The organism is Treponema sp. TIM-1 (assembly GCF_046533115.1).
Lineage (GTDB): Bacteria > Spirochaetota > Spirochaetia > Treponematales > Breznakiellaceae > JAIRMO01.
Window position 1 is genome coordinate 24,668 of sequence record NZ_JAJQRC010000031.1, and the last position, 11,568, is coordinate 36,235.

At 54.6% G+C, this 11,568-nt stretch carries 9 protein-coding genes; 3 read left to right on the forward strand and 6 right to left on the reverse strand.

Annotated features, from left to right (window positions below; translation table 11 throughout):
- Positions 1 to 49: 49 nt before the first annotated feature.
- The 6 genes from LQZ21_RS10995 to LQZ21_RS11020 form a co-directional block, all read right to left on the reverse strand.
- Positions 50 to 1,051, reverse strand: coding sequence for a substrate-binding domain-containing protein (locus LQZ21_RS10995; RefSeq protein ID WP_411044385.1), 1,002 nt, complete (start codon positions 1,049 to 1,051; stop codon positions 50 to 52).
- A gap of 98 nt (positions 1,052 to 1,149) precedes the next feature.
- Positions 1,150 to 2,094 carry an NAD-dependent epimerase/dehydratase family protein gene (locus tag LQZ21_RS11000; RefSeq protein WP_411044386.1) on the reverse strand — a complete coding sequence of 315 codons (945 nt, stop codon included), beginning with the start codon at positions 2,092 to 2,094 and terminating at the stop codon, positions 1,150 to 1,152.
- Positions 2,091 to 2,819 (reverse strand): FadR/GntR family transcriptional regulator, encoded by a 729-nt coding sequence (locus tag LQZ21_RS11005; RefSeq protein ID WP_411044387.1) that lies wholly within the window; start codon positions 2,817 to 2,819, stop codon positions 2,091 to 2,093. The genes LQZ21_RS11000 and LQZ21_RS11005 overlap by 4 nt, the downstream gene beginning before the upstream one ends.
- Positions 2,816 to 3,586: an SDR family NAD(P)-dependent oxidoreductase gene (locus LQZ21_RS11010; protein WP_411044388.1), complete on the reverse strand. Its 771-nt coding sequence runs from the start codon at positions 3,584 to 3,586 to the stop codon at positions 2,816 to 2,818. The genes LQZ21_RS11005 and LQZ21_RS11010 overlap by 4 nt, the downstream gene beginning before the upstream one ends.
- Before the next feature lie 26 nt (positions 3,587 to 3,612).
- Positions 3,613 to 4,410 carry a beta-keto acid cleavage family enzyme gene (locus tag LQZ21_RS11015; protein WP_411044389.1) on the reverse strand — a complete coding sequence of 266 codons (798 nt, stop codon included), beginning with the start codon at positions 4,408 to 4,410 and terminating at the stop codon, positions 3,613 to 3,615.
- Between the two features lie 59 nt (positions 4,411 to 4,469).
- Positions 4,470 to 7,208: a M24 family metallopeptidase gene (locus LQZ21_RS11020; RefSeq protein WP_411044390.1), complete on the reverse strand. Its 2,739-nt coding sequence runs from the start codon at positions 7,206 to 7,208 to the stop codon at positions 4,470 to 4,472.
- Between the two features lie 286 nt (positions 7,209 to 7,494).
- Between LQZ21_RS11020 and grpE the strand changes: the two genes are divergently transcribed.
- From grpE to dnaJ, 3 genes are all read left to right on the forward strand, one after another.
- Positions 7,495 to 8,151, forward strand: coding sequence for a nucleotide exchange factor GrpE (gene grpE, locus LQZ21_RS11025; protein WP_411044391.1), 657 nt, complete (start codon positions 7,495 to 7,497; stop codon positions 8,149 to 8,151).
- A 118-nt stretch (positions 8,152 to 8,269) separates the two neighbouring features.
- Positions 8,270 to 10,189, forward strand: coding sequence for a molecular chaperone DnaK (dnaK, locus tag LQZ21_RS11030; protein WP_411044392.1), 1,920 nt, complete (start codon positions 8,270 to 8,272; stop codon positions 10,187 to 10,189).
- A 165-nt stretch (positions 10,190 to 10,354) separates the two neighbouring features.
- Positions 10,355 to 11,476: a molecular chaperone DnaJ gene (gene dnaJ, locus LQZ21_RS11035; RefSeq protein ID WP_411044393.1), complete on the forward strand. Its 1,122-nt coding sequence runs from the start codon at positions 10,355 to 10,357 to the stop codon at positions 11,474 to 11,476.
- Positions 11,477 to 11,568 lie beyond the last annotated feature (92 nt).

Consider the following 11,568-nt stretch of genomic DNA (forward strand, 5'->3'; position numbering starts at 1 on the left):
CAGGTGGAATTATCCGGGGGAATCGCTTCCCCCGGATAACCATTACAAATTAGAAATACTTTGCGGAAAGCGCATTGCGGGCTTCAGCCTGCTTGATATAGGCATCCACATTATCCTTTGTACAGACTTCATACGGAATAATGTGATCGGAAATCTTCTTGCCCTGCGCAGCGTCAATAGCAAGCCGCAAGGCCCATTCGCCCTGGCCAAGACCATCCTGCCAGATTGAATTATCCACGATTCCCGCCTTGATTTTTTCCATGACCGGCATATCACAGTCCATGCCGCCAAGAAGCACTTTACCGCCAAGACCCGCATTTTCCACCGCAGTAATAGTACCAACAATTAAGCAGTCGGCCTGGGTAGCGATGATATCAATGCCGTTGGGATAGGTTTGAATCCAGTTTTCGGTAAGCTGCAGGGCCTTTTCTCCGGACCAGTCGGCGGTATTCTGTACTATCAATTTTGCTTCAGGATGCTTTGCCAAAACTTGTTTGTAGGCCTGCTCGCGGTAAACCTGAGCAGAATGACCAAGCACTGCGTTGATGTAAGCGACCCGGGGACTATTTATGCCTTTGTCTTTGGCTGCCTTCAACAGCCGTTCAAGCTGCAGGGTACCCGCTTCCACATCGTCCGAACCAACATGGGCAGTAACATTTTTACTGTCTGAAGTAGTATTCATGGTGATTACCGGTACGCCGGCCTTTGCGGCAAAGTCCACTGCTGCCGCACTCTGCACCTTGTCAACCGGATTCAGAATAATGGCCTTTACCCCCTGCGCAACAAACTGTTCAACCTGGCTTTGCTGTTTGGCGGGATCGTCATCGGCATATACCACTTCCAATTTGACATCCGGAGCCGATTTCTTCTGGTACTCAAATATTCCGGTTGCCATATACTGGACAAAGCCGCTCTGGTTACCCTGCAGGCAGACGCCGATTACGAGCTGATCGCTGCTGCCGCCAGATTTTTGACCGCTGGCCTGTACCGCCATGGCGGCAAGACTCAGCACCAAAAGCACCATTAGAAATTTGCGAGTAATGTTTTTCATTCCTCTCCTCCTAAATAAATTTTCCGTTCACTACGGCCGGAACGGTTTATATTTTTCCTGCCCGAAAACCCCGCCGCCCCCTCGGGCGGCGAATGTCTTCAGGCAAGCGCCGTTCTGAAATACTCCGCGCTTATGCGGATCCCCTCTTCGAGGGGGGTTTGACATACGGGTCCCACCAGCTTGGCCAGCTCCCCCGTATCGCGGTGCCGGGGGAAGGGCAGGGGGGTGTTTTTAAAGGTGATGAGCCCCTTGGCCTTGGGCGCCGCTTTTTCTATGGCGGCGACGATCTGTTCCATACTGACCGTGCCGCCCCCCAGGTTGTAGACCACGGCGCCGGTATAGTCCGTTTCCGCCGCGGCAATGAACGCCCTGGCGGTATCGTCGGCAAACTGGAACTCCGCGGTGCCGCCGTAGGAAATTTCGTAGGCCTCTCCCCGGACCGCCGCCTTGATGGCCGACGTGGGGGTGGAGGTCATGCCCTGATCCCGTAAGGGGCCGTAGACCACAAAGGGCCGTATGGCGATGCTGGAGATCCCCGCCTCCTCAAAATACACCCGGGCGGCCCATTCGTTGTCCTGTTTGTAGACGCCGTAAAAAGACCGGGGGATGAGGGGTGAATCGTGGCCGAATTCCCCTCCGGGATAATCGGCAATATTCCCATAGACCGCGGTACTGCTGGAGTAGACCACCTTTTTGATCCCCGCCGCCCGGGCCGCCTCGAAAATATTTATCGTTCCTTCCACGTTTACCCGGGCTCCCATGGAGGGGTTCGCCTTACAGAAGGGCATCTGCAGCGCCGCCAGGTGGATGATCTTCTCCGCCCCGCAGAGGGACACCGCAGCCCGGAGCAGATCCGGATTGGTAATATCCCCGGGGATGGGGATGATCTTTGCTATGTCCGGCTGTTTCATGATAAGTTTGAGTTTTTCAAGCTTTTCCGGGTGCGGCGCCAGGACATACACCCGGTGACCCGCTTCTATCAGGTTTTTTACCACCCAACCGCCTATACAACCGCTGGCGCCGGTAACAAAATATACGCTCATTGTTCAACCTCCCTGTTTTCATAAAAAAATGCTCGTTCCACATTGCGTATATGACGCTCCATCGCCGCCGCGCTTTCCTGCGGGTCATGGTTTTTCAGCGCCATGAGGATCGCCCTATGATCCTTTATGGTATTTTTACGGATATTGGGCATCGCATTGGTTTTTTGACGGATCAACAACGCAAGTTTGTTGATGGACTGCATAAACACCGGGATAACCCGGTTGCCCGCGGCCTTCATTATCACGTGGTGAAGTTCCAAATCCCGCTCAGCAAAGGCCTGTTCATTATCAATATCCCCGGCGGCCTGCCGAATATTCTCTTCAATAAATTCAAGTTCATCATCGTTTATCTTTTCCGCCGCCATGGCGGCGATACTTGCCTCAATAACCCGTCGGGCTTCGTAAAGATCATGGTAAAGGCTTGAATCAAGGTGAAACACGATGTCCAGATGCTCTACCACATCCTCAGGCTCAAGGCTTTTGATGTAGGCTCCCGCGCCCTGACGTATATCAATGATGTTCATCACCTGCAGGGCCTTAAGGGCTTCCCGCAGACTGGGCCGGGAAACCCCGATCATCTCGCAGAGCTGCCGTTCCGGGGGCAGTTTGTCCCCTATGTTCAGACTGCGTTCCCTGACCAGGGTTATGAGATTTTCAACGATACGCTCGACGGTGCTGGATCGTTTGAGATTATTGAAGGTATATTGGCTGGCCGCCTCACTCACTTGGAAACCCACCCGCAGTCCACCAGGAGATCCGTCCCGGTGATAAACGAAGCGGCATCGCTGGCCAGGAAGTAAATCGCTTCGGCGATTTCCTCCGGTTCCGCCCAGCGGTCAAAGGCCTGCTCGTGTTCCCGCAGTTTCTTTACCTCATCAAAGGGCATACCGGTCCGGGTGGACTCAAGCTGAATGTCACTGCGCAGCATCGGCGTATCCACCGAGCCGGGGCTGATGGAATTGACGCGGATATTGTACTTCGCCAGCTCCCAGGCCACGGCCCGGGTAAAGGCGATAATGGCGCCCTTGGTAGAACCGTAGATGGCGTGTTCAGTCTGTCCCACATGGCCGGAAACCGAACCCATGTTCACGATGGCGCCCCGTTTCTGCCGTTTCATGATCGGCATCACGTATTTGGTAAAGAGGAAGTGTCCCCCTATGTTGATATGGGTTACCTTGACAAAATCTTCCCAGGTGGTGTCTTCCAGGGGTTTCACTATCACAATGCCGGCGTTGCAGTTCAGTACATCCACCCGCCCCCACTTCGCTTCCACCTGGGCGACCATGGTTTTTACGTCCTCTTCCGATCCGACATCGCCCTGAAAATCAATACACTCGGCCCCCAGTTTGCGGATCTCCTCTCCCACATCATGGATACCCTTGCCCCGGGCAATAATCGCCACCTGGTAGCCTTCTTGGGCAAATTTTATCGCCGCTGCCCGGCCTATGCCCACCGATGCGCCGGTAACAATCGCCACTTTTTTGTCCGTCATAGATTTCTCCTGTTTTGTTTTAACCGCTATTTTAACCCGGTCAGTTTCCGGGCCTGGGCCGGGGTGGCCACTTCCCGTCCCAGGGACCGGGAGATATCCGCAATTTCCTTAACCAGTTCATGGGTGGCTGCGATCTTGCCGTTCTGCAGATAGGGCCAGTCCTCGGTGCCCACCCGCACGTTGTCGCCGTGGGTAATGGCCGCCACCAGGATGTCCATCTGTTCCTTGCACATGATGCTGACGGTGATCACGCAGTTTGCCGGCATAAGGCTCTTGCGGTAAAGGTACTCGTGCACCGTGGGGGGCGACCAGGTTCCGCCGGGCCAGCCCAGAAAGAAGGTGGTGATATAAGGGGGATCCAAAAGACCTTTTTTGATGAGCTGATTCAGGTTCCAGATGGAACCGGGGTGCCAGATCTCCCATTCGGGTTTGACGCCGTATTTGCGGCAGGCAACGCAGTACTCCTCCAGTTCCGCCAGGGGATGCAGCATATCGCAGTTCACCTCGGCAAAGGCCTCCGCGTGATGGTTCGAGATAATCGATACCATGTCGGACTTCTGTTCAAAAAGTTCAATCCGTTCCTGGAGGGGTATGCTGGACATACCGCTCTGAACGATGATGTCGCATTTGGCCCGCACGCCGTTGATCACCTCCGACCACTGGCCTTCCGCATGGGTATGCAGTACCGCGGCTCCGGCTTCCCGGCACTTGACCGCTTCCACGATAATCTCCGGGGCCTTTTTGGGATATTCCACCTGGGGATTCAGCCAACAGATATTCGGCGTGGCCACGATGACCAAGGGTTTCTTTTTCTTTTCACTCATTCCAATACTCCTTCGTTTTCCTGTTTTTCGTATGTTACTACCGGCAGCGGCCGGCTGTTTTAAACCCGTATAATGGTTTTGGGCATGGTGGTCATCTTGCGGCAGCCCTCTTTGGTAACCACATAACAGTCCTCCACCCCGATCAGGGCGCCCTTATAGGGCTCCCAGGCCTCAATTTCAAAGACCATGTTTTCCTCAAAGGGCCGGTCAAGCTGACCGAAAGCGCCGAAAATATGCTGATCCTCGCACTGGAGCCCGATGGAATGGCCGATGGAAAAGGCAATCCCATTGGGAACCGTCTTTTTATACCAGGCCAGGGCTTCATTGCTCAGGGCCGTCATGTTCACCCCGGGTTTGATCCGCTCCTCAAAGTAATGCTGAAAGTCGAGGAGTCCCTGGATCAGCTTGTCCGCCTCGGGGGGGGCATCGCCGACCACCACTTCCTGGTTGATGTCCGCCACATAGCCCTGGTAGACCCCGCCGAAGTCCAGGCGCACAATCTCGCCTTTCTTCACCGCCCTGCCCGTGCCGGGGGCTTCGGGGTCCGAGTCGCCGATGGTCATGGTCAGATGGTCCCAATCGTCGGCGCCGTGTTTCAGCAGGGCATCCCGGCCGATTTTGAGGAGTTCCCGGTCCGTCACCCCTTCCCGTACCGCGGCGATGGTATCCTTTAAAGCCGCCTCGGTGATGTCCGCGGCTTTCTGCAGATATTCGATTTCCAGCGGGGTCTTTACCAGGCGGAGATCCAGAAAGGCCAGGTCCGCGGCAACCACGGTCATGGCCCCTGCCCCGGTCAGGGCATCGATGAGGAATTTGGGCGCCGTGGACTCAAGACCCACCCGTTTACCCGCCAGCCCCCAGGCGCGGATCTTGGAATGGATGGCCCGGCCCACATCGGCCTGGCTTTCAATCCCCACCAGGTCGTGAAACCAGCTGAACCGCTCCACGCTTTTAAAGACATTCCAGTGGATCACCGTACCTTCCCCCTCCCGGCGTATCAGGGCCAGGTTGGGGTACTGATTGTTCAGCGCCAAAAGGATGGGATTGGCGGAGCAGTGCAGCACCGGCATCCCCGAAAGGTAATACACATTCACCGGCGATGCGGCGATGAGTAAATCAAGGTCATAGTGCGCCATAACCTCGGCGGCTTTTTTGCTGTTGTACCCTATGGGTTTCACGTTTTGTACCTCCGGCAGATTTTTATTAATCGGGATAGACGGGGCAAGCCGTTCAAGAATTTCAACGGTTTGCTCCGTGTCCGCCATTTTTTCAATTTCATCGGTCGTTACCGGCCGCCCTTCGATATGGGAAAGGTAACCCGCCAATATGGCGGTGATGGCGTTCATGGATTGCTGGGGGGTAAATTCGGGGTCCCGGTTTTCCAGAATACACTGGGCAAAATGCCGGTCCGTTTCCCGCACCGAGATGGTGTAGTACTCCGGAAAGGCGGCGTGTTCCACCTCGGGCTCTATCCACTTCTGCTGGTTTTCCCCCATCCGTTCATCGTAGGAACAGAAGCGCACCGGCTTTTCCCAGGCGTGATTTTCAAAGATGCTCCCCTTGGTGCCGAAGACCTCCATGCTGTTGTAGGGGGTCGTCTGCTGGGTAAAACTCACCATCACATCCGCCACGGCGCCGTTTTCGTACCGGGCTATGGCCACCGCGTTGTCTTCGGCCTTTTCCGGCAGGTTGATCGCCTGCTTCGCCAGGCAGGCGCTAACTTCCGTTGCCTTTGCCCCGATGACATATTCGATGGTGACAAACTTGTGGGCCGCCATATCCATCAGGGCGCCCCCGCCGGCCTTAATGGGGTCCCCCTTCCAAAAGCCGCTCCGGGAAAGGCCGTCGATTTCGTCCACCCCTTCGTAGGCCCGGACCATCAGCACATCCCCGATAAGGCCCTGTTTGACGATGTCGTGCATATACACATGGGCGGGAAGGAAGCGGTGGTTTTCGGCGATCATGAACTTGACCCCCGCCTGCTTACAGGCCGCGATCATCTGCCGGCAGCCTTCCAGCGTGGTACCCATGGGCTTTTCGCAGAGGACGTGTTTCCCCGCGGCGGCGGCCTTGCAGACCATTTCCACATGGTACACATGGGGTACCAGTACCAAAACCGCGTCAATATCGGAAGCCAGCATGTCGTCCAGATTATCGTAGGGGATCATCACCCCGTCCTTGTAGGTCAGGGCCATCTTCTTGGCGTTTTCGTAGTTGCGGTCATAGATGGCCGTATAGGCGATGATGTCCGATCCCCGGTCCCCGTTGGAGTGGAAGAAAAAGGCCCCACCCCCGCCTATGACGCCGAACTTGACCACCCCGGCGGGCGCCCCGGCGGCGGCCTTTTTCAGGTCCGCCACATCCCGTTTCAGGAACTGATCCAGGAAAAGTTCAAAAATGCGTTGGAATATTTGGGCCTGGGGCTTGGGACCGGTATATTTGATATACCCCCCCATCTGGGCCACCAGGGAATAGATGTTTCCCTTGAGGATTTCCACCACGGTGTTTTTACTCATATTGAAAATAACCGTGGGCGTTTCAGAGGCTCCCCGGTAACTGGCGCAGGCCCCCCCCGAAAAGGTTACGGTGTAGACCTCATCCTCCATATTGAACTGAAAATTCAGGGCCAAATCCCGCATTTCATAGCGGATTCCATCGGTATCGTTACAAATTTGGGCAAAAAAAGCAAAACCGTCCCGCAAGTCCGCGGTATGTATGTCACCTTTCTCAAGTTTTTCCCGGTATTTCCGACATAAGGGGTCATCCTTTGGCGTGGGGCCGCCGGACAGCAATTCCATAGATCCTCCTCAACCACTAACGGGCTCTTCACTTTCGATTAAAATTGGCAAACTTATCTTACCAATTACTAACTAGTTTAAGACCGAAAATTCGGTTTGTCAATAATTTTTTTTATTTTTTTCAAAATTTTTTTATCCGGGTTGAATTTTCTTGACCTTTATGCGCAAGATAGGTATGTTTTAATCATTGAGCCAGTTTCAAAACTTCATCTAATAGAAGGGTAGATCCCTGGATGAAATAAGTCCCGATGTTTGGGGCTGCTAAAAAAAAGTGTAGGACGTTTTCATGTCAAAGCATACTTCTCATGAGGATGAACCCAAACAGGGGGAAATCGTAACCCCGGGGGATACCGAAAAACCGGACCCTGAAACCGCATCGGCGGAGACGGCTGAAGCGGGCGGCGAGGCCGGTGAGGGGATCGAAAAGCTTGATCCCGCGGCGCGGATGCAGGACCTGGAAACCAGGCTGGCGGAAGCCAACGATCAATACCTCAGAAAGGCCGCGGAATTTGAAAATTTCCGCAAACGGATGAACCGGGAAAAACAAGAGGCCATTGATTTTGCGAATCAAACCCTGCTCCTGGACCTTATCCCCATAATTGATGATTTTGAACGGGCCATAAAATCCGCTGAAGGCGCCGGGTCAACTTCACCGGAGTTTACGAGCCTCTATGAAGGCATCGGCATGATTGAAAAACGCCTGGTTTCCCAGCTTGAAAACAAATGGGGGCTTAAACGTTTTGATTCCGCGGGCGAGGCCTTTGATCCCACCCGGCATGAGGCGATTATGATGGAGAAATCCGCTGAAATTTCCGAGCCCCAGGTGGCGGAAGATTTTATTAAGGGGTATATCCTGAAGGATCGGGTGGTGCGGAGCGCCAAGGTGAAGGTCCTGATGCCGGAGGAGCCCCAGAATGCAGCGGAAGATGCAAAAGAAACATAAATTGTTCCCTGGGGGCGGTTTCAACCGTGGTTTTGGCACCAGCCCCGCGGATATATTTTTTATGGAGAATTTTGGAAAAAAGCCTGAGATTTAGTATCTTCTAAAAAGGAGCTTAAAAATGGGTAAGATAATCGGAATTGATCTGGGAACTACTAATTCATGTGTAGCCGTTCTTGAGGGCGGCGAACCTATTGTTATTCAAAATTCCGAAGGGGGCCGTACTACTCCCTCTATTATTGGTTTCACCAGTAAGGGGGAACGGGTTGTGGGTCAGCCGGCCAAGAATCAGATGATCACCAACCCCGAAAATACCATCTATTCTATTAAAAGATTTATGGGCCGCCGTTATTCGGAGGTCCCCGGAGAAACCAAGCTGGTTCCCTATAACATAGTGGAGCAGGGGGACGATGTCCGGGTGAATATTGACGGGAAGTTGTACTCTCCCCAGGAAATATCCGCCTTTGTCTTGCAGAAGATGAAAAAAACCGCCGAGGACTATCTGGGCGAAGCGGTTACCGAAGCGGTGATCACCGTACCGGCCTATTTCAACGACGCCCAGCGCCAGGCCACCAAGGACGCGGGAAAGATCGCGGGGCTTGAGGTTAAACGGATCATCAACGAGCCCACCGCGGCCTCCCTGGCCTTTGGGTTCAACAAGGATCAGAAGAAAGAAAAAACCATCGCCGTCTATGACCTGGGCGGGGGTACCTTCGATATTTCTATCCTGGAACTGGGGGAAGGGGTCTTTGAGGTCAAATCCACCAACGGCGACACCCACCTGGGGGGCGATGACTTTGACCGCCGGATCATGGAATGGCTTATCACGGAATTCAAGAAGGATACGGGGATAGACCTCGGTCAGGACCGGATGGCCCTGCAGCGGCTCCGGGAAGCCTCGGAAAAGGCCAAGATCGAGTTGTCCGCCATGCAGACCACGGAGATCAACCTCCCCTTTATCACCGCGGATCAGAGCGGCCCCAAACATCTTCAGAAATCCTTGAGCCGGGCGAAATTTGAGCAGATGGTTCAGGACCTCTTGGAACGGTCCAAGGAGCCCTGCAAAAAGGCCCTGGCCGATGCCCAGCTTAACGCGGACCAGATCGACGAGGTGATCCTGGTGGGGGGGTCCACCCGGATTCCCGCGGTTCAGCAGATCGTCAAGGACCTTTTCCGGAAGGAGCCGAACAAGGGAGTTAACCCCGACGAGGCGGTGGCCATCGGCGCGGCCATTCAGGGGGGTATCCTGGGCGGGGATGTCAAGGACGTCCTCCTCCTGGACGTAACCCCCCTCTCCCTGGGGATCGAGACCTTGGGGGGGGTGATGACCAAACTTATTCCCCGGAATACCACCATCCCCACCCGGAAGAGCCAGATCTTCTCCACCGCCGCGGACGGACAAACCGCGGTTTCCATCCAGGTCCTCCAGGGGGAACGGGAAATGGCCAGCCAAAACCGGGTCCTCGGGCGTTTCGACCTGGTAGGAATCCCGCCGGCGCCCCGGGGTATTCCCCAGATAGAGGTTACCTTTGACATTGACGCCAACGGTATTGTCCACGTATCCGCCAAGGACCTGGGCACCGGCAAGGAGCAGAAGATCCGTATCGAAAGCTCCTCGGGGCTTTCGGATACCGATATAGAGCGGATGGTCAAGGAGGCGGAACTCCACGCCGAAGAGGACAAACGGGAACGGGAAAAGGCGGAGGTCAGGAACGAAGCGGATTCCATGCTTTACAGCACCGAGAAGAACATCAAGGACCTGGGGGACAAGGTAAATCCCGCGGATAAATCCAAGGCCGAAGAAGCCATTGCCGACCTCCGCCGGGCCCTGGAAGGCGGGGACCTCCAGGCTATTAAGGATAAAACCGAAGCCCTCAAGCAGGTTTCCTATAAGATCGCCGAAGAGGTATACAAACAAACCGGCGCTCAGCCCCAGGGTCCCGGAAGCGAAGCCGGTCCCGGTCCGGGGAATCCCCAGGAAAACGGCGGCAATACCAAAAGCGCCGAAGACGCGGATTACGAGGTAGTGGACGACAAGTAATAAAGAGAGGAGTGAGGAGTTAGAAGAGAGGAGATATAAAGAGAGGAGCGGGGAGTTAAAAGTGAGGAGAGAGGATCGGAAGGTTCTTTTTCCTCTTCACTCCTAGCTTCTATCTCCTCCCTTCTCTCTCCTAACTCCTCGCTATGCATAATAAAGGGTGTTGATGTGGCCAAACGTGATTATTATGAAGTGCTGGGCTTACAAAAAAACGCGTCCAAGGATGATATAAAAAAGGCATACCGGAAACTCGCCATTCAATATCATCCGGATAAAAATCCGGGGAACAAGGAAGCGGAGGAGAAATTCAAGGAAGCCACCGAAGCCTATGAAATTCTCTCGGATGATCAAAAAAAGGCCGCCTACGACCAGTTTGGATTCGCCGGCGTCGAAGGGATGGCCGGTTCCCAGGACTTTTCTTCCTTTCATGGGTTTGAGGACATTTTTGGGGATTTTTCCGGTATTTTCGACACCTTTTTTGGCGGCGGCAGCAGCCGTTTCCGTGGGAGCAGTTCTTCCGGCAGGGTCAAACCGGGGCCGAACCTCCGCTACGATATCGAAATAACCTTTAAAGAGGCGGTTTTTGGTACCAAGGTGGAGATCCAGTACTCGCGGAATGAAACGTGTGAAACCTGTAAGGGCACGGGAGCGGCCAATGGGGCGGGCAAAAAGGTCTGTCCCACCTGCGCCGGTTCAGGCCAGGTGCGGCATAGCCAGGGCTTTTTTTCCGTGGCCTCCACCTGCCCTGCCTGCGGCGGCGAAGGGTACATCATCGAACAGCCCTGTAAAGAATGCGGTGGGTCGGGAACCCGGAAAAAACGGCAGAAGATCATGGTCACTATCCCCGCGGGGGTGGAAAACGGGAAACGGGTGGTTATTCCCCGCCAGGGAGACGCCGGTCCCGGAGGCGGCCCGCCGGGGGATCTCTACGTGTTCATTCGGGTTAAACCCCACGAATATTTTGAACGCCAGGACCTGGACCTCTACTGCGCGGTCCCCATATCCATAACCCAGGCGGCCCTGGGGGCGGATATTCAGGTCACTACCCTGGAAAATAGAACCATTAAGGTAAAGGTCCCCGCGGGAATCCAAAACGGCAAACTCCTCCGCATCCGGGAGGAGGGGGTCCCCTCCGGCGGTCACCGGGGCAATCTCTACATCAAACTGTTGATCCAGATTCCCGCCAAATTGAGCAAACGCGGCAAGGAACTTATGGAAGAACTCGCCCGGGTTGAGGGGGAAAACGATGCCCCCAAACCCATTCCGCTGGCAGAGATAACGCGGGATTGAGTTAGGAACTGTTCAAGAATAAAATGCGATGCATTTTATTCTAATTGCTTACGCAATAACGAAATAACTTGCCCTTTTGGGCAAGTTATTTT

Excerpts from the sequence above, each read along its gene's own strand:
- dnaK (WP_411044392.1), top strand. The coding sequence starts at position 8,270 with ATGGGTAAGATAATCGGAATTGATCTGGGAACTACTAATTCATGTGTA.
- grpE (WP_411044391.1), top strand. The coding sequence starts at position 7,495 with ATGTCAAAGCATACTTCTCATGAGGATGAACCCAAACAGGGGGAAATC.
- LQZ21_RS11020 (WP_411044390.1), bottom strand. The coding sequence starts at position 7,208 with ATGGAATTGCTGTCCGGCGGCCCCACGCCAAAGGATGACCCCTTATGT.
- LQZ21_RS11000 (WP_411044386.1), bottom strand. The coding sequence starts at position 2,094 with ATGAGCGTATATTTTGTTACCGGCGCCAGCGGTTGTATAGGCGGTTGG.
- LQZ21_RS10995 (WP_411044385.1), bottom strand. The coding sequence starts at position 1,051 with ATGAAAAACATTACTCGCAAATTTCTAATGGTGCTTTTGGTGCTGAGT.
- LQZ21_RS11010 (WP_411044388.1), bottom strand. The coding sequence starts at position 3,586 with ATGACGGACAAAAAAGTGGCGATTGTTACCGGCGCATCGGTGGGCATA.
- LQZ21_RS11015 (WP_411044389.1), bottom strand. The coding sequence starts at position 4,410 with ATGAGTGAAAAGAAAAAGAAACCCTTGGTCATCGTGGCCACGCCGAAT.